At 38.9% G+C, this 17313-nt stretch carries 18 protein-coding genes and 1 tRNA gene; 14 read left to right on the top strand and 5 right to left on the bottom strand.

Features of this window, described 5'->3' with window-relative positions; genetic code table 11:
* Window positions 1-14 precede the first annotated feature (14 nt).
* Together OXT66_RS03885 and OXT66_RS03890 are read left to right on the top strand one after the other, a co-directional pair.
* On the top strand, window positions 15-860 hold the full coding sequence (locus OXT66_RS03885; RefSeq protein ID WP_268595841.1) for a MurR/RpiR family transcriptional regulator: 846 nt from the start codon (window positions 15-17) through the stop codon (window positions 858-860).
* A gap of 20 nt (window positions 861-880) precedes the next feature.
* The gene (locus OXT66_RS03890; protein ID WP_268595842.1) at window positions 881-1651 is read left to right on the top strand and encodes a GH25 family lysozyme; all 771 of its coding nucleotides are present in this window, start codon (window positions 881-883) and stop codon (window positions 1649-1651) included.
* Here the strand turns inward: OXT66_RS03890 and OXT66_RS03895 are convergent.
* Window positions 1644-1997 (bottom strand): DUF4828 domain-containing protein, encoded by a 354-nt coding sequence (locus OXT66_RS03895; RefSeq protein ID WP_268595844.1) that lies wholly within the window; start codon window positions 1995-1997, stop codon window positions 1644-1646. The genes OXT66_RS03890 and OXT66_RS03895 overlap by 8 nt on opposite strands.
* 127 nt (window positions 1998-2124) lie before the next feature.
* Between OXT66_RS03895 and OXT66_RS03900 the strand changes: the two genes are divergently transcribed.
* The 5 genes from OXT66_RS03900 to OXT66_RS03920 all read left to right on the top strand — a co-directional run bounded on the left by OXT66_RS03900 (window position 2125) and on the right by OXT66_RS03920 (window position 6802).
* Window positions 2125-3126 (top strand): Gfo/Idh/MocA family protein, encoded by a 1002-nt coding sequence (locus OXT66_RS03900; RefSeq protein WP_268595846.1) that lies wholly within the window; start codon window positions 2125-2127, stop codon window positions 3124-3126.
* Between the two features lie 12 nt (window positions 3127-3138).
* Window positions 3139-4458, top strand: a complete 1320-nt coding sequence (locus OXT66_RS03905) for a DEAD/DEAH box helicase (RefSeq protein ID WP_268595848.1) — start codon at window positions 3139-3141, stop codon at window positions 4456-4458.
* Between the two features lie 45 nt (window positions 4459-4503).
* Window positions 4504-4576: transfer RNA gene (locus OXT66_RS03910), tRNA-Arg, on the top strand.
* Between the two features lie 334 nt (window positions 4577-4910).
* On the top strand, window positions 4911-5351 hold the full coding sequence (locus OXT66_RS03915) for a nucleoside 2-deoxyribosyltransferase (RefSeq protein ID WP_268595850.1): 441 nt from the start codon (window positions 4911-4913) through the stop codon (window positions 5349-5351).
* A 47-nt stretch (window positions 5352-5398) separates the two neighbouring features.
* A complete protein-coding gene (locus tag OXT66_RS03920) occupies window positions 5399-6802 on the top strand; it encodes a cytosine permease (protein ID WP_268595853.1) in 1404 nt (467 codons plus the stop codon).
* 183 nt (window positions 6803-6985) lie between these two features.
* Here OXT66_RS03920 and OXT66_RS03925 read toward each other — a convergent pair whose 3' ends face one another.
* Genes OXT66_RS03925 through OXT66_RS03935 form a run of 3 tightly spaced genes read right to left on the bottom strand, consistent with a single transcriptional unit; the run spans window position 6986 to window position 9602 of the window.
* Entirely contained in the window at window positions 6986-7405 is a 420-nt protein-coding gene (locus OXT66_RS03925) for a GtrA family protein (RefSeq protein ID WP_268595855.1), read from the bottom strand.
* A 5-nt stretch (window positions 7406-7410) separates the two neighbouring features.
* Entirely contained in the window at window positions 7411-8352 is a 942-nt protein-coding gene (locus OXT66_RS03930) for a glycosyltransferase family 2 protein (protein WP_268595857.1), read from the bottom strand.
* Between the two features lie 17 nt (window positions 8353-8369).
* Window positions 8370-9602, bottom strand: coding sequence for an aminopeptidase (locus tag OXT66_RS03935; RefSeq protein WP_268595859.1), 1233 nt, complete (start codon window positions 9600-9602; stop codon window positions 8370-8372).
* A gap of 142 nt (window positions 9603-9744) precedes the next feature.
* Between OXT66_RS03935 and wecB the strand changes: the two genes are divergently transcribed.
* Window positions 9745-10869 carry a non-hydrolyzing UDP-N-acetylglucosamine 2-epimerase gene (gene wecB / locus OXT66_RS03940; RefSeq protein ID WP_268595860.1) on the top strand — a complete coding sequence of 375 codons (1125 nt, stop codon included), beginning with the start codon at window positions 9745-9747 and terminating at the stop codon, window positions 10867-10869.
* On the top strand, window positions 10869-11783 hold the full coding sequence (locus tag OXT66_RS03945) for a YihY/virulence factor BrkB family protein (RefSeq protein WP_268595862.1): 915 nt from the start codon (window positions 10869-10871) through the stop codon (window positions 11781-11783). Before wecB ends, OXT66_RS03945 begins: the two co-directional genes overlap by 1 nt.
* A gap of 45 nt (window positions 11784-11828) precedes the next feature.
* Here OXT66_RS03945 and OXT66_RS03950 read toward each other — a convergent pair whose 3' ends face one another.
* A complete protein-coding gene (locus OXT66_RS03950; protein ID WP_268595864.1) occupies window positions 11829-12290 on the bottom strand; it encodes a flavodoxin in 462 nt (153 codons plus the stop codon).
* A 96-nt stretch (window positions 12291-12386) separates the two neighbouring features.
* Here OXT66_RS03950 and recX point away from each other — a divergent pair, with 96 nt between their 5' ends.
* The 5 genes from recX (at window position 12387) to OXT66_RS03975 (ending at window position 17285) form a co-directional block, all read left to right on the top strand.
* On the top strand, window positions 12387-13178 hold the full coding sequence (recX, locus tag OXT66_RS03955; protein ID WP_268595866.1) for a recombination regulator RecX: 792 nt from the start codon (window positions 12387-12389) through the stop codon (window positions 13176-13178).
* A gap of 89 nt (window positions 13179-13267) precedes the next feature.
* Complete coding sequence (locus tag OXT66_RS03960; protein ID WP_268595868.1) at window positions 13268-13810, top strand: DUF402 domain-containing protein; 543 nt, start codon at window positions 13268-13270, stop codon at window positions 13808-13810.
* 123 nt (window positions 13811-13933) lie between these two features.
* Window positions 13934-15061 carry an AI-2E family transporter gene (locus OXT66_RS03965; RefSeq protein ID WP_268595870.1) on the top strand — a complete coding sequence of 376 codons (1128 nt, stop codon included), beginning with the start codon at window positions 13934-13936 and terminating at the stop codon, window positions 15059-15061.
* A gap of 108 nt (window positions 15062-15169) precedes the next feature.
* Complete coding sequence (gene tagD / locus OXT66_RS03970; RefSeq protein ID WP_056978474.1) at window positions 15170-15580, top strand: glycerol-3-phosphate cytidylyltransferase; 411 nt, start codon at window positions 15170-15172, stop codon at window positions 15578-15580.
* Window positions 15581-15710: 130 nt separating this feature from the next.
* Window positions 15711-17285 carry a peptide chain release factor 3 gene (locus tag OXT66_RS03975; protein ID WP_268595873.1) on the top strand — a complete coding sequence of 525 codons (1575 nt, stop codon included), beginning with the start codon at window positions 15711-15713 and terminating at the stop codon, window positions 17283-17285.
* Window positions 17286-17313: the final 28 nt, after the last annotated feature.

A 17313-nucleotide genomic window follows, 5' to 3' on the forward strand; every position in this document is an offset into this window, starting at 1 on the left:
AAGAGGTGACCGCGATGAGTTCTCCAATACAGTTATTAAAACAGACTTTTGAGGACCTTAGTAAGGCCAATAAAAAAATTGCTCGTTTCGTAATTAATAATCCCCAAAGAGCTTCAGAACTAAATATTGAAGAAATGGCGGCCGTAACCAAAACATCTACCGCCTCTATTTCCCGGTTGGTAAAAAATCTAGGCTATAATAATTTCCGAGAGTTTTCATTGGCATTAGCCTATACTCAACTACGACCATCAAATCTACCTATATTTAAGGAAATAAATCCAGACGATACGTTACCTCAAATTGCTGATAAAATTTTTGCTAGTGCTCAACGAGCTATTCAAGATACTAGAGAAAATATTGAAGATAGTGAATTTGCTCGTGCAGTTTTAAGAATTATCAATTGTCACACGCTAGGCTTTTTTGGCTTAGGAGGTTCTTCAGTGGTGGCATTAGATGGTTATCATAAATTTTTAAGAACACCGATTCCTTGTTTTTACTACCCAGATTTTGACGTACAGTTGATGCAAGCGGTAAAATTAACTAAGGATGATTGTGCAATTGTGATTTCACACTCTGGAAGAAACATGCAAACGTTAAAACTAGCCGACACGTTACACGAGGCTGGAGCAACCGTAATTGGGATTACCAGTTATCCGGAATCACCATTAGCTGAAAAAAGTGATATTACCTTTATTTCTTCTAGTGATGAATCTAATTATCGTTCTGAAGGGATGTATTCATTGATTGCGCAAACTACGATCGTGGATACCCTATTTATGATGACTAGTGTGCGAATGGGTCCCGATACCGAACAGTCCATTCAAAACGTTCATCGCATCATAGGTGAAACCCGGAAGTAACGTAGCAAGGTGATGAACTGATGGGGCGTAAGGATATTCAACCAATTTATACCCAAACTTACCAACGGAAGCGACGATCAATAATTATTTACTCCTTGCTTGGAGTGATACTATTGATAGCCATTGGTGGCTGGCTGGGATATAGATATTATGAAAAACAGCAATTAAAAAAATACCCCATTGCAGGGGTAGTCTTAAGCCAAAATGATGGTTATGTAGATTTTGATGCTTTAAAAAAAGCACAGGTAGATTTTGTCTATCTAAAAGCTACTCAAGGAGCTGCATTTAGCGATGATAGCTTTAACAGTAATTATTCTCGTAGCCAGGGGGCTCAGCTGCCAGTAGGAGTTTATCATGTGTTTAGCTTTAGTAGCACTGCTAACTCGCAGTATCATAATATAATTAATCAAGTAAAAACCAATACCGGGAGTTTACCGATGGCGTTGTATATTGATTATTATGGAACCTATTCTGATGACAACGTGAATTGGCAAGCCACTCGTCAAAAAATTATAAGGCTAGCTAAACAATTAACCCATTACTATCGAAGACCATTGCTCTTTTGGGGACCAAAATCAGTTTTAGATCACTTAGAAATTAAGATCGGAACTAAGTATCAACTTTGGTATTCTGATGGTACGTTGGGAAAACCCAACGGGGATGCCAGATTTTTATCGGTTCCGGGAAAACCAACGATTGACCTTTCAGGTACTAAACAAAGTTTTACTCAGGCAGTATTTAATGGTAATCAATTGAAGTGGGAACAATATTTGTCCGCCAATGTCAATTAGCTTTATTAAGTGAATAATTAACATTATCGGCTTCGTCAAAAAATGCGACGGGGCCGATTTCATTTGCTTTGATGATTAAATGGTAGCCTAATGCATCCAAGAAAATTAGTTGATAGGCATTAATAGTTTCCACATTCCCCTTAACTGGTTTTTGATCAATTATTAATTCCAGATCGGGATTAATAGCTAAATAATGGAGTCGATTTTCTTGATCAGTATACTGCCAAGAACCTACAAAAAAACGCGGATCAGTTTTACCATTAGGCAGTTCCTTATGTTTTTTGGGAGTTTTGAGTAAACCCGCAACTAATGATGCCGCAAATAAAATTACCGTTCTTCTTCGCATATCGACCATCCTTTGCAATTAATTTCCCTTTATTGTACCAAAAACATTTGCTAGATATGGTCTTTGAAGTATTCTTTATAAAAAAACATTGATACAATATAAATATGAAGATCGAAGGAGGCTAACTATGATTAAATTAGGAATTATTGGTACCAATTGGATTACCCAACAGTTTATTGATGCAACGGAGTTAAACACTGATTTCAAGTTAACCAGTGTTTATTCACGAACAATGGACAAGGCTAAGGCCTTTGCAGAACATAACCATGCAGCGGAAACTTTCGATGACTTGGATCGTTTCTTTAACGATGGTTCGTTTGACGTTGTTTATATTGCTTCGCCTAACAGTTTGCACTTTAAATATGCTAAGTTGGCAATTGCGGCTGATAAACATATCATTGTGGAAAAACCCGCATTTACTAATCAAAAACAAATGGCAGAAATCGAAGCGTTATTAAAACAAAAACCTAACGTTTTATTCTTCGAAGCTGCTCGCCAAATTCATACTGCTAACTTTAAGGCCATTGAAAAACAAGTAGCTAAAATGCCGGTCATCCAAGGAGCAGAATTTACTTATGAAAAGTATTCTTCTCGTTATGACAAGGTGTTAGACGGAGAAGTACCTAATATATTCTCATTGAAATTTGCTGGTGGGGCGCTTCAAGATTTAGGGGTTTACACCGTTTATGATGCCGTAACTTTGTTTGGAATGCCTGATGAAGTATCTTACTTCCCACAAATTATTAGTACAGAAGTTGATGGTAAGGGGACTGCTATTTTGCAATACCCAGAATATAACGTTGTTTTAAACTTTGGCAAGACTAGCAATTCATACATGCAATCAGAAATTTACGGGTTAAGAGATACCATTGAAATTGACGATGCTGGTGAAATTGGCGACGTGGTTTACGTTAATGGTGAAGGTGAAAGAACTACCATTGGTAACGTTGACGAAGTTAACCCAATGTATCCAGAAGTGAAGGATTTTGAACGGGTAATTAATAACCCAGATGATCCGCAAAATAAATTAGATTATGACCGGTGGTTCCAATTAAGCATGAACGTAAATAAAGTGCTCTTTAATTTACGTCAAGATGCTAACTTGGTCTTTCCGGACGATGAAGAATAACAGGAGACTACTTTGCAGGAAAAATTACAAGCTTACGCAACTCAATTAGGTTATCAACAGCCAACAGCCATTCAAACGGCGGTGTACAGCCCCATGTTGCAGGGACAAAGTGTTTTAGGAATCGCACCGACTGGTTCTGGTAAAACCGTAGCATTTACCGTACCGGTGTTAGAACGAATTATGGCGGAACAAACGACTCAAGCAATTATTTTGGAACCCACAGCTGAATTAGCAGCCCAAACTAGTCAGGTCATGAGTCAGTGGGCGGCCCAACTAGATATTAAAGTACTCTCACTAATTGGTGGTGCGAACATCAAGCGACAGATGGAACGGTTGAAAAAACATCCTCAGATCGTAGTGGGGACACCGGGCCGAATTTTAAACTTGATTGAAATTGGGCGGTTAAAGACCAGTAATGTAACTACCGTAATTGTTGATGAAGCTGATAATTTGTTGAGCGAAGATTCTCTGGATCAGGTTAGAAGCATTGTGGACCATACCCCAACGGAGGTTACTCTAGGGTTCTTTTCCGCCACCACTAACGATGTGTTAGCGGAGTTGTCTAAATGGTTTATTCCAGAAGTAACTACCTTAGACGTTCGTGAGATTGATGATACTCAAGGAGAAGTTACCCACGAATTGCTAATGGTTTCTAATCCTAAGAAGGCGCAAATGCTAATACGGTTATTGCACATGCCGAAATTTAAGGCATTGGTCTTTTTTAACCAAGTTGCCACCTTGAAGAAAACGGCAGCGTTCTTGCGCCACAATCACGTTGCGGCTGGGGAATTAACGGCTGACCAACGGCAAGTGGATCGCCAAAAGGCGTTGACGGATTTTCGTAATGGCAAATTAAGACTCTTGTTGACAACCGATGTGGCTGCGCGGGGGATGGATATTGCCGATTTACCAGCGGTGATTAATTTTGACCTACCTAAAGACGCGCGGGTATACGTTCACCGTAGTGGCCGAACCGGTCGAATGGGTGCTAGCGGTCAGGTGTTGAGTTTTGGTAATGATCATGACTTACGAGAATTAAATCATTTGATTAGTCCGCAAGGTTACCAACTGGTGAAAGTTTACTTTGCTGGTAATCAATTAACTACTACCAGACCAACCGTGGAACCCGCAAATTCGCAAGTAGTTAAGACAACTGATAAGGCCGCTGTTTCTGAACGGTCAGCTAAGCCTAAAACTACTAATGATGACAAACCTGTGCGAATTGCCGGGAAAAAACCAGTTACTGCAAGTAATCCGGTTAGTCCTAAAAAGCATAATAAAAAGAAACATTCTAAGCGTAAAGGGATGCGCTATAAGCGAAAACAATCTTAAGTCTCTTTACATTTAGTTTTAAAAATGAGAAAATTAAAGGGTATTGGCCCCATAGCACAACTGGATAGGGCACCCGCCTCCTAAGCGGTTGATTCCGGTTCAAGTCCGGATGGGGTCACTTCCTGATAAAATAGCTCGAAGTACTAGGTATTAACCTGGTGCTTCGAGCTTTTTGTTTTATGACACGAAAAAAGTTTAAAATCTGATCTGTTAACAACTAAAACGGTTAATTACAATCTTAATTGCGCTAATCAGTTTGACGATGACTAGGTGAATCCGTATAATAGCTAACAACAACCAAATATTTCCTTTTAAGTTAGTCCTGTGAGGCTAGTAAGGGTCCGATAAAAAAGCACTAGCAGTAGTGCACCTAACGACTGGATTCCTTGCGGAGTCTGGCCGTTTTTTTATGGGAAGTGGGTTGAAAAATTATTAACCGGAGGAATTTTTCCATGGCACAAATTTATATTGCAAGTCCGTTTTTTAGTCCCGAACAAGTCGATCGGGTTCAAAGGGTAGAAGAAGCCCTGAAACAAAATCCAACGGTAACTGATTTTTATTCACCACGTTTGCATCAAGACGCTCAAGCAGAACAGTTCAGCAAAGAATGGGCAGCTGAAATTTATCAGCGGGATATGGATCAAATTAAAGCAGCTGACGTCCTTGTGACTGTTTTAGATTTTGAAGCACAAAATATTGATTCCGGTACCGCTTATGAATTAGGGGTAGCCACGATGCGAAATAAACCAATTTTAGCTCTTCAGGAAAAAGAAGAGGGTGTGAACTTGATGGTGACAGAAAGTTTGCACTGGTACACCAAGAATGCCCAAGACTTTGCCACTTATGATTTTAAGACGTTAACTAAAGGTGAATTTTTCGGAGAAATTTTATAGGCCGATAGTATGGGATTTGAACCAAGAGGATTAAGAAAGGTGGACCAATGAAAGCAGAAACCAAAGTAACTTCAGAAGCACCACAAGAATTTGGCCGGGTAACAGCAGTGCCGCTGGCTAATCGCAAAATGACTAATTGGGATTTATTTGCCACTTGGATCGGGGCTAACGCTAATAACGGAACCTGGTATATTGGTGGGGTAATCGCAGCGTGTGGTTTTTTAACGGCTTCCACTACGTTAATTATTGTAGGACTTTGCTCTTATTTATTATTAGTATTGGCTGGTTACATGGGTTATAAAACCGGAGTTTCGGCGATGGCTTTAACCAGAGCTTCATTCGGGTTACGAGGCAGTTTTATTCCGTCCGCCATTAACGTGATTCAGTTTATCGGCTGGGCAGCAGTGAATACTTTTATTGCTGCGACTTCCATAAGCTATCTGTTCAATACTATGTTTGGGTGGCCACTGTACGGACAACCAGGCGGCAACTTTGGCTTGATCGTTGGGATTTTAATCATGAGCGTTTTGCATTTGATTAGTATTTCGTTAGGCCAACGCTCAATTCAAATGATTGAACGGGTCGGAATAATTTTGGTAGTGATTTTTGTGATTTGGGAGTCAGTAGTGGTTTTTAAAATGGTTTCTCTACAAGAAATCGTCGCTTGGCAACCACCACACAACTTACGAATGTCTTCTGGAGTCGCAGCGGATACTTTGGCGGCTTTCAACTTAGCTTGGGTAACGGCGGCTTCTGATTTTAGCCGGTTTACGGACAAAAAGTCAGCTACAACAACCTCTTCATTCTTAGGAGCTAATATCGGACTATTCTGGTTTGCATTCATTGGTTTATTCGCTACGATTGGAACTGCCATTACGTTGAACCACTTTGATCCTAACAACTCTGATCCTAGTACCGTAGCTGCTAAGTTAGGTCTGGGGTTTCTAGCATTGTTAGTAATTGTCTTAACTAGTACCACGGCTAACGCAGTGAACTTGATGTCTGCCGGTTCGGCACTAACTAACATTGTGCACCGCTTATCGTTAAATGCTAGCTTGTGGATTGTAACGATTGTAGCTACATTAGTTACCTTTATTCCGGTATACCTAGCGAGTTTCTTAGAAGTATTTGAAACTTTTCTAGATGGTATTGGGATGTTTTTAGGACCTGAAATTGCGATTTTCTTAGTCGATTTTTTCTGGCTGAAACATAAAAAATACCAAGTGGCTGAATTGACAAAAGTAGGGGGCGCTTATTGGTATCAAAACGGAATGAATTGGACGGCTATTGCTAGCTGGATCTTAGGAGTCTTAGCCTATTGGGGATTAAAACAAATTCCGTTCATTGCTAACACGGTTGGAGCTACTTTCATCGCAATGGCAATTACGGCACTGATTTATTGGAGTGGGATGAAATTATTAAAAACTAGTTCTAAACCAATTACAGAATGATTAAAAAAACGGAGGTTAACACTACTTAAAGTGTTAGCTTCCGTTTTTTAGCTAAAAGAAAATCCCCCACCGAAGTGAGGGAACAAAGAGCTATTACAACCTCTTATGTAATTAATCAGTTGTTCTATGTCGTGGAAATAATTTCCATGACTTTATAATAGCGAATGGCACTTAAAATTACAATTATTTAGCCTTGTTGTTGAAAACAGCCCATTTAGACCAGAAGTAATTGATGATTACCACTACAACGTTGTCGATGATTTTAACGATCACATCATTCCCATGAAGAAGGGAAATTCCCACCCATAAAATGACAGATTCGATTAATAAAGTAGCTACCCGACCACCAGTAAAGGAAAGAAATTCACGGGCAGTTTGCCCTAAAGAAGCCGACTGAGATTTAAAGACGAAGGCCTTGTTGGAAATAAATGCCACTACTACGGAAATAAACCACGCAATAGCGTTATCGACTTGGTAGTTCCAGCCAGTAAAGCGTTTAAGAAAAATAAAAATTCCAATATTGACAACGGTGGTAACTACCCCCCAAAAGAGGTAGGCAATCACTTCTTGGTATTGTTTATACTTTGCTAAAATCCATTTCATTAATTTTACCGCTTTTCTTCTATAACGTATTCTGGGCGATGCTTAGTTTCTAAATAAATTTTGCCGATGTATTTACCGACAATTCCTAAACAGAACAATTGAACCCCACTCATGAATAATAGAATTGAGACCATTGAAGCCCAACCGCTGACGGAACCACCGAAAAAGGCAGCCCTGATTACAACGAAGAAAAGGGCAATTACGGAAAAGAAACAGATGATGCCGCCGATAAAGGATGCAATTTTAAGGGGGACATCTGAAAAGTCGACGATTGCCTCTAAGGAATATTCAAATAATTGAAATAATGACCAAGAACTAGTTCCGGCTGAACGTTCCACTCCTTCATATTCTAAGTACTTAGTTTTAAAACCAACCCAAGAAAAAATTCCCTTAGTGAAACGGTTGTATTCGGGGAGTTCCAAAACGGCATCTACGTATTTACGGGTCATTAATCGATAATCCCGAACGTTTTGTTTTAGTTCTACCTCTGACATTTTGTTGATTAACTTATAAAATGAAGAGGATAAGAAGGCCCGAACTGGATTTTGCTTTCGCGAAGTTTGGATGCTACCAACGCATTCATATTCGCCGCTTTCTAAGATAGGCACCATTTGTAGTAATAACTCCGGGGGATCTTGTAAATCAACATCCATTACGGCTACAAAGTCTCCGCTAGCATTGTTAAAACCTGCCGAGAAGGCGGATTCTTTTCCGAAATTCCGGGAAAATGAGATGTAGTGGACGTTTTCTGGATGAGCATCTTGTAAGTCTCGTAGAACGGTTAAAGTCTTATCTGTTGAACCATCATTGATGAAAACATATTCTGGAACATAGGTTTCAACATTTTGTTCGTTTAGCTGTTCAAAGACTTTCGCGGTGGTGTCGTAAAAAATGTTAATAGTTTGTTCCTCATTGTGACAGGGAACAATTAAACTAATGGTTTTCAAAATATTTCCTCCAAAAATTAAACCCAGTTGCCGTTTTGCATAATGGGAATTTCTTGTTGTGTTTTAGTAATACCAGTAATGTTCATATCTTTAGAACCAATCATAAAATCAACGTGGACATCAGATTGATTTAGTCCGGCAGCCGCTAATTGGTCTGCTGTCATATTAGTACCGTTTTGGATGTTAAACGGATAACCAGCCCCGATGGCAATGTGGTCTGAAGCATTTTCATCAAACAAAGTATTATAAAAGATAGTCTTTGTTTGAGCAATTGGAGAGTCTTCTGGAACTAAAGCAACTTCTCCTAAGCTATGAGAACCGGCATCGGTGTCAATGAGACTAGTTAATAGTTCGGTACCTTCCTTAGCCGTAGCCGCAATAATTTTACCACTTTCAAAGGTTAATTGGATACCATTAATAATCTGACCGTTGTAACTAAGGGGTAAGGTACTAGCAACTGTCCCATCAATTCGCCGGTTATCAGGAGCGGTAAAGACTTCTTCGGTAGGCATATTAGGCACAAACGAGTTACCAGAACGATCTTTGTCTCCCGCAGCTTTCCAGACATGGTTAGCTGGTAAGCCAATTGTTAAATCGGTATTAGCTGATTGATAATGAAGCGCGTCAAATTGATTGGAGTTTAGCCAGGCTGCTTGGTTATCTAAAAAAGCGATATGTTCTGCCCAACTAGTCTCTGGATTAGCAGTATTTAGTCGGTTAGCTGCAAAGATGGTTTGCCATAAATGGTTAGTGGCATCCTCTACTGTTTCAGTAGGGTACACTAATTGGGCCCACTCTGGACTAGCTGCAGCGACTACTAACCAACTAATATCGTTATTCATAGTGGCTTTCATTACTGGTTGCTTAATGATGGTTTTGCCAATTTTATATGCTTGAAGCTGGTCTGTTGGGACTGTCTTAAACGCATCTGGAGAATTAGACAGGATAGAGATTCGACTAGCTTTTTTATTCATTAACTCAGTAGCTGCTTGTTTTTCAAACGTATATGGAGTTCGAAGCCGGATAGGATCAGCATTAGTTAAAAATTCACGGTCAATAACGGGATCATCCCATTTAATGATTACCTCTGCAGCCCCTTTAGCATAAGCAGCCTTAGTAATTAAGCGGGTTAATTGAACTTGATCTACTGCCGCATAAATAATGATAGTTTGCTTGGGTTGAACGTTAACTCCCAGATTAACGATTAAGTTAGCGTATTTAGTTAAGTTGGTTGTTAAGTCACTTGACATAGTTAAGTCCTCATTTAAATTTTAAGTATTAAAATAACGTCACACCAACTGATTATACCATATTAGTAGTTAGTCCTTTTTATAATAAAATTAAAAAGAAGCGTCAAATTTGGTATAATATGGCGAACGAAGGAGGACGATTATGAAGCCCATCAAAGTAATGACTATTTTTGGAACTCGTCCGGAAGCCATTAAAATGGCCCCGATAATTTTACAGATGCAACAACGGCCAGCAGAATTTATACCCGTGACCGTTGTGACGGGTCAACATCGAGAAATGTTAGACCAGGTATTAAGTATTTTTCAGATTATTCCAGATTATGATTTAAATATCATGCAAAAAAGCCAGAGTCTAAGTGATATTACCACCAAGGTAATTCAGCAACTAGATCCGATTATTATGGAAGTGCAGCCTGATATTATTTTAGTCCATGGTGACACAACAACTACGTTTGCAGCAAGTATCAGTGCTTTTTATCATCAAATTAAAGTGGGCCACGTAGAAGCCGGCTTACGGACGTGGGACAAGTGGTCGCCATATCCAGAAGAAATGAATCGCCAGTTAACGGATGTTTTGGCTGACATGTATTTTGCGCCCACACAGCTTAGCAAAGAAAACTTGCTAAAGGAAAACCATCCCGCAGAAAATATTTTTGTGACTGGAAATACCGCCATTGATGCCTTAAAACAAACGGTCAGTGCGGAGTATGAACATAGTGTTTTAAACGAGTTAAGTTCTAATAATAAAATGATTTTGTTAACTATGCACCGCCGCGAAAACCAAGGAGAACCAATGAAACGGACCTTTGCAGCCATTAAGCGGGTATTACAAAATCATCCTGATACAGAAGTTGTCTATCCGGTTCACTTGAGTCCAGCGGTCCAACAAGCAGCCCACGAGGCTTTTGATGGCTTAGAACGGGTTCATTTAGTAGAACCGTTGGATGTGATTGATTTTCATAATATGGCGGCTCGTAGTTACTTTATTATGACCGATTCCGGAGGGGTCCAAGAAGAAGCTCCATCGTTAGAAAAGCCGGTATTAGTTTTACGAGACACTACCGAACGACCAGAAGGGATTACAGCTGGTACCTTGAAGCTGGTAGGTACCGATCCAACAGCAATTGAAATGGCAATGAATCAATTACTGGATGATCCTCAAGAATATAAACGGATGGCCACCGCTAAAAATCCTTATGGAGATGGTCATGCAGCCGAATATATTTTGACGGCAATTCAAGAAACTTTGGGGTCCCAAGAAGCATAATGAAAAAATGGGGGACCATACTGTGGCGAAAGACGAAAACTTTTACCCATTCGTTAATTAACCATTACCAAGAGGGGAATATTTCTGATTCAGCTGTTGTTTTAGCTTTTTATTCATTGCTATCTATTTTTCCCATTATTATTTTGTTAGGAAGCTTACTGAAATTATTTAATTTTGATGCTGACCAGATTTTAGAGTATGCTGCTCCGATTTTCCCGGATAGCATTTATAGTTTTTTAAAACCCATCATTGAATCTACTTTAAATGGTTATAGTACTGGGCAATTTTCTTTTGGGATTATTGTGACTATTTGGTCTGCTAGTCGTGCTGTTGCAGCATTTCAACGGACAATTAATCAAACTTATGGAGTAGCTAAACACCAAACAGCAATTTCTAACCGTATTTTGTCCTTTGTTTGGATGATCGTTTTGATTTTGATCGTGATGGCCGTGATGATATTCTTTACGTTTGGTCAAATGGCAATTGAATGGTTGACTCCTCGGTTGGGGTTACCAAGTGATTTAGGGTCAGTGATTAACACGGTTAAGTGGCCAGTGACAATTTTTTCAGTCTGGTTTTTGTTGATGTTACTTTACTATTTTGTGCCTACCGCTCGAGTTAAGTTTCGGTATGTATGGGTAGGGGCCTTAGTTTCAACTATTGGTCTAATGTTATTATCACAAGGCTTTACGTACTATGTTCAGTACTTTGCTAATAGCATTACGGCGTATAAGACAATCGGAACGTTTATTGTATTAATGTTTTGGTTAGATTTTTCGGCCTTAATTTTATTATTTGGAGGAGTAGTGAACGCTACCGTCCAAGAATTAAAACACGGAGAAATTCAGGAACAAACTGATGCGATTGCTCAGGTGATGAAGCGCGGAGCATTACGAATTCGAAAAAATAAATAGGGAGGAATTTAGTCACCTGGTGAGTGGCTAATTCCTCCCAATTATTTATTCTGCAGCTTGCTTTTGAGCAGCTAAAATTAAATCATCGGTAAATTCATCTAACGCTTCGATGTCGACTTGATCTGGCTCTAAGCTAATTTTGATGCTTTTGGTAGCCTTAGTAGCTCCGGCCTTTTGAAAGGCTTGATCGAATTTATCCACAGCTACGTTAAAGTATTCTTCATAGTAAGTGTCTCCAGAACCGGCCACTCCATATAATTTACCGGATAAATTGAGTTCTTGAAGATCGTCATAAAAGTCTAAGCCTTCTTCGGGAAGGGCACCTTCATCATAGGTGTAAGGACAGACAACACAGATATCGCAGTCTAAAAAAACACTAGCGTCTGCTTGAGAAATTTCGGTTTGGTTAACGTCAATGCCCCGATCTTCGAAACGCTCGGTGATAATGTCGGCAATATCTTCGTTGTTGCCAGTAATGGTTGCGTAAATAACTTGAGCAGTAATCATAACGCATCTCTTTTCTTTTCGAATTTTTAGTATGAATTTAGTATAGCAAAAATAAATCGGAAAATGAATTTTACCGTTGAATTGGAGGCGCAATTAATGAAGAAAATAACTAAAATTGAGGCTCAACGTCGCAAAGGACGCTACAATATTTACTTGGATGATCAGTACGCTTTTCCAATTAGTGAAGACGTCTTGATTAACTTTCAAATCTTTAAGGGGATGGAAGTTGACGACCAATTACAACAACAAATACAAGATGCTGATACAGTTTCTAAGTTGTATAATCGGGCCTTAAATTACTTGGCACATCAATTAAGATCCGTCGCAGAAGTCAGAACTAAATTAGCCGAGCTAACGGATGATGAGCAACGAATTACAGAAGTAATTGAGCGGTTGCAAGATCAGCAATTATTAAATGATCAACGGTATGCAGAAAGTTACGTTCGGACCATAGTTAATGAGGCCCAAAAGGGACCTGGAGCAATTCAAAATCAATTACGGCAAAAAAAAATTACAGCTAATGAGATTGAAGCGGCTATTCAAAACTATTATCCGATCACCACCCAAATTGAAATAGGACAAAAGGTGGCCCAAAATCAATTAAAAAAGAATCACAGAGAATCCGGTAAAATGGCAGTAGATAAAACCAGGCAAACATTATATCGCAAAGGTTTTACTGCTGAGGTTATCGAAATTGTCATGCAAGAAGTGGTTGATGATTCTGTCTATGCAGATGATCAAGAAAATATTCAACGGATAGCAGAAAAATATTGGCATAAATTTCGAGCAGAAGAAACTTATAAGCGGACGCAAAAAACTAAGCAGGCTCTGTATCGCAAAGGGTTTAGTTTAGATGACATCGAAAAAATAATTAGTGAATTAAACTAATCGATAACGACATGATCCTAGCCATCTGCTATAATGACAGATAAGATTGGTGACAATCGCTTAAAACCAACCAGAAAGTGGGATCCATTATGGGATGCAGTGGAAGACTTCCAAGCGAAGGTAACTTCATTGCGATCCAAAGCTACAAGCATGATGGTAGCTTGCATCGTACTTGGCGGGACACTATGGTTTTAAAGGCGAACGATAATAGCTTAATTGGCTGTAATAATCATACGTTGGTCACCGAGGACAACGGCCGCCATTGGGTCACTCGAGAACCAGCGATTGTATATTTTCATAAAAAATATTGGTTCAATGTGGTAGCAATGTTGCAAAATGATGGCATTGTGTATTACTGCAATTTAGCTTCACCCTATGTTTTGGACCAAGAAGCTTTAAAGTATATTGATTATGACTTAGACGTTAAAGTATATGCAGACGGTCACCGGCGGTTACTGGATGTAGATGAATACGAAGATTTTAGCAAACGTTGGCATTACGGTCCCGAAATTGATCGAATTTTAAAGCGTAACGTCAAAATTTTGGTCGATTGGATCGATAACCGGAAAGGTCCGTTTTCCGAGGAGTTTATTGCCATTTGGTTTAATCGGTACCTAGAGTTGTCCCGCTAATTTTTTAAATGAAGATTGAAGAGAACTGTGTTTGAACATCGTATAAAATGTTCAGACACATTTTTTATTCCCTAAATAAAGTATGTTAGAATGAATTTAATTGTGTGGAAATGGAGGGTGTCAATGATAGAGCGATTAAAAAAATCTTCTCTTATGTTTTGGTCGTTAGAGATATTAATCGTGGTGGGGATCATTGCAGTATGTACGAAAATTAGTTTCTTATTTTCACCCATTGCTATTTTTATTTCGACGATTTTTGTGCCGATTATTTTAGCGGGATTTTTATTTTATATGTTAAACCCGATTGTTAACTTGATTATGAAAATCAAGTTAGGACCTAAAAAACACATTTCTAGAACGTGGGCAGTTTCATTAGTTTTTATTTTATTAGTGGGAGTAATTGTTTTTGCGGCGGTAGCTTTTTTGCCTAAGTTGTCTGAACAGGTAACTACTTTATTAAATCACGTTCCAGATGCGGCTACATCAACTCAAAATACAGTTCAGCATTGGTTAAATCAACTTAACGATCAACAATTTGTGAAGGAATTAGATTTAACTAGTATTACTGATAAAATTGAAAAAAACATTACTAGTTATGCCAATAGTATTTTGAAGGGGGTAACTAGTGGGGTAGGCAGTATTGTGTCTACTGCTACTAATGTGGTAATTGTAGCCATTACTACGCCGGTTGTTCTGTTTTATATGCTAAAAGACGGCTATAAACTAGCTCCTAACATTAAGAGGTTTTTACCGGCAAAAGGTCGGGATCAAATCATGGAACTCTTAGAAAAGATGAGTGATACATTATCAAAATATATTGGTGGGCAAATGATTGAATGTCTTTTTGTTGGGACGTTTACTGCAATTGGTTACTTTATTATTGGTTTAGATTACGCATTATTACTAGGAGTGATTGCTGGAATCTGTAATATTATTCCGTACCTAGGACCTTATATCGGAATATTTCCGGCCTTAGCAATTTCACTTTCATCTGGTAGCTGGATGTCGGTAGTTTACAATATTATTGTTGTCTTGATAGTTCAACAAATTGATGGTAACTTTGTTTATCCAAACGTAATCGGGAAGTCTTTGCAAATTCATCCTTTGACCATTATTATTATCTTATTGGCAGCGGGAAACATTGCCGGGATCGCCGGGATGATTTTGGCTATTCCATTATATGCAGTGGTCAAAGTAGTGGTTAGCTACCTATATAATATTTTCCATCTAAATCCTAAAGAAACATCTTAATCTAGTTGGGGCTTGTTGACTAACGTTTTTGAGATTGCTATGATTTAAATTGGATTTGGCAATTTTAATAAGCACCACCATTAAATTAACAATAAAGCGGGAGAGATTATGAAAAAAGTAATTACTTACGGAACATTTGATTTGATTCATAAAGGTCACATTCGGTTATTGAAGCGGGCACGTGAACTAGGCGATAGCTTAACTGTTTGCTTATCATCTGATGAATTTAACGCAGAAAAAGGCAAGAAAGCTTACACCCCTTACGAAGATCGTAAATACATTTTGGAAGCCATCAAGTATGTTGATGAAGTGATTCCAGAAAAAGGTTGGGACCAAAAAATTAAAGATGTCCAAGAAAACAACATTGATGTCTTTGTAATGGGCGATGACTGGAAAGGCAAGTTTGATTTCTTAGAAGATTACTGTGAAGTGGTTTACTTACCACGGACTGAAGGTATTTCTACGACTAAGATCAAGCAAGACTTAGGCCTTTCTAAAGCTAAAGATTGGGAAGCTTAATAAAAATAATCGGCGGTCAGTTAACGATTTAGGTCGGAAAACTGATCGTTTTTTATTGGCAAAAATTAGGGTGGCTGTTAGAGATGTGCTAAAATTAAGTGATTGATTTAATGGCTGAAAGGAAAATGATATGGATACTCAAAAACTAGCAGACGAAGTGGAAACTAGAAGAACGTTTGCGATTATTTCACATCCCGATGCGGGGAAAACAACGATTACTGAACAATTACTATTATTCGGTGGGGTAGTGCGAGAAGCCGGAACGGTTAAAGCTCGTAAAACCGGTAACTTTGCTAAATCTGATTGGATGGAAATCGAACAAAAGCGGGGGATTTCCGTTACTAGTTCTGTAATGCAATTTGATTACGCTGGCAAACGCATTAATATCTTGGATACTCCTGGACATGAGGATTTCTCAGAAGATACTTATAGAACCTTGATGGCGGTAGATTCTGCCGTCATGGTGATTGATTCTGCTAAGGGGATTGAACCCCAAACTAAGAAACTGTTCCAAATTTGTAAAATGCGGGGAATTCCGATCTTTACTTTTATGAACAAGTTGGATCGGGATGGTCGCGACCCTATGGACTTGATCGATCAACTAGAAGAAGTATTGGGTATCGAAGCTTACCCAATGAACTGGCCAATTGGTATGGGGAAAACTTTAACTGGAATTTATGACCGGTTTAATCATCGAGTTGAAAAGTACAATCATGCTGATGATAGTACTTTGGTAGAGTTAGACGATGATGACAACCCTATTAATGATTCAGAATTGGCAGAAGATCCCCAATTTAAGGAAACTCGCGATAGCGTTGAATTATTAGAAATGGCCGGTAATGATTTTGACCAAGAAAAAATTGCTAAGGGAGATCAAACTCCAGTCTTCTTTGGCTCAGCCTTAGTTAATTTTGGGGTCAAAACTTTCTTCGATGCTTATTTGAAATTTGCGCCAGCTCCTGGAGAGCATAAAACCCAAGAGGATACTGTAGTAGCACCGACTGCAGAACAATTTTCTGGCTTTGTCTTTAAAATTCAAGCTAACATGAACCCCAATCACCGGGATCGAATTGCGTTTGTGCGAATTTGTTCTGGTGAATTTGAAAAAGGCATGGACGTTAATTTGGCTAGAACTGACAAAAAAATCCGCTTATCCAACGTGACCGAATTTATGGCCAATACTAGAGAAAATGTTCAAACAGCGGTTGCTGGAGATATTATTGGGTTATACGATACCGGAAACTTCCAAATTGGGGATACTATTTTCACTGGTAAGCCTAAGATTAATTTTGAAAAGTTACCACAATTTACTCCAGAATTATTTGTCCGGGTGGCAGCTAAGAACGTAATGAAGCAAAAATCCTTCCATAAAGGAATTCAGCAACTAGTCCAAGAAGGGGCCGTGCAACTTTATACGTCTTATTCCACTAACGACTATATTTTAGGGGCCGTTGGGCAACTACAATTTGAAGTTTTCCAATTCCGGATGCAAAATGAATATAATTCTGAAATTACCATGGAACCAATGGGCAAAAAGACGGCGCGTTGGATTGATCCAGAACAACTTGATGAACGAATGTCTTCATCACGAAACTTGTTGGTTAAGGACCGTAACGGTGATCCACTCTTCTTATTTGAAAACCAATTTGCTCTTCGCTGGTTTGAAGATAAGTACCCAGATGTTAAGTTAACCGCAAAACTCTAATTGCTAAATAGGGCAAAGATGACTATAC

Origin of the sequence: Lentilactobacillus senioris (assembly GCF_026798195.1) — a bacterium.
Classification (GTDB): Bacteria; Bacillota; Bacilli; order Lactobacillales; family Lactobacillaceae; genus Lentilactobacillus; species Lentilactobacillus senioris_A.

What these genes read in the sequence shown, in the direction of transcription:
- OXT66_RS03975 (WP_268595873.1), top strand. Translation starts at nt 15,711, where the DNA reads ATGGATACTCAAAAACTAGCAGACGAAGTGGAAACTAGAAGAACGTTT.
- tagD (WP_056978474.1), top strand. Translation starts at nt 15,170, where the DNA reads ATGAAAAAAGTAATTACTTACGGAACATTTGATTTGATTCATAAAGGT.
- OXT66_RS03945 (WP_268595862.1), top strand. Translation starts at nt 10,869, where the DNA reads ATGAAAAAATGGGGGACCATACTGTGGCGAAAGACGAAAACTTTTACC.
- OXT66_RS03925 (WP_268595855.1), bottom strand. Translation starts at nt 7,405, where the DNA reads ATGAAATGGATTTTAGCAAAGTATAAACAATACCAAGAAGTGATTGCC.
- OXT66_RS03950 (WP_268595864.1), bottom strand. Translation starts at nt 12,290, where the DNA reads ATGATTACTGCTCAAGTTATTTACGCAACCATTACTGGCAACAACGAA.
- OXT66_RS03885 (WP_268595841.1), top strand. Translation starts at nt 15, where the DNA reads ATGAGTTCTCCAATACAGTTATTAAAACAGACTTTTGAGGACCTTAGT.
- OXT66_RS03960 (WP_268595868.1), top strand. Translation starts at nt 13,268, where the DNA reads ATGGGATGCAGTGGAAGACTTCCAAGCGAAGGTAACTTCATTGCGATC.
- OXT66_RS03920 (WP_268595853.1), top strand. Translation starts at nt 5,399, where the DNA reads ATGAAAGCAGAAACCAAAGTAACTTCAGAAGCACCACAAGAATTTGGC.
- OXT66_RS03895 (WP_268595844.1), bottom strand. Translation starts at nt 1,997, where the DNA reads ATGCGAAGAAGAACGGTAATTTTATTTGCGGCATCATTAGTTGCGGGT.
- recX (WP_268595866.1), top strand. Translation starts at nt 12,387, where the DNA reads ATGAAGAAAATAACTAAAATTGAGGCTCAACGTCGCAAAGGACGCTAC.
- OXT66_RS03965 (WP_268595870.1), top strand. Translation starts at nt 13,934, where the DNA reads ATGATAGAGCGATTAAAAAAATCTTCTCTTATGTTTTGGTCGTTAGAG.
- wecB (WP_268595860.1), top strand. Translation starts at nt 9,745, where the DNA reads ATGAAGCCCATCAAAGTAATGACTATTTTTGGAACTCGTCCGGAAGCC.
- OXT66_RS03915 (WP_268595850.1), top strand. Translation starts at nt 4,911, where the DNA reads ATGGCACAAATTTATATTGCAAGTCCGTTTTTTAGTCCCGAACAAGTC.
- OXT66_RS03935 (WP_268595859.1), bottom strand. Translation starts at nt 9,602, where the DNA reads ATGTCAAGTGACTTAACAACCAACTTAACTAAATACGCTAACTTAATC.
- OXT66_RS03890 (WP_268595842.1), top strand. Translation starts at nt 881, where the DNA reads ATGGGGCGTAAGGATATTCAACCAATTTATACCCAAACTTACCAACGG.
- OXT66_RS03900 (WP_268595846.1), top strand. Translation starts at nt 2,125, where the DNA reads ATGATTAAATTAGGAATTATTGGTACCAATTGGATTACCCAACAGTTT.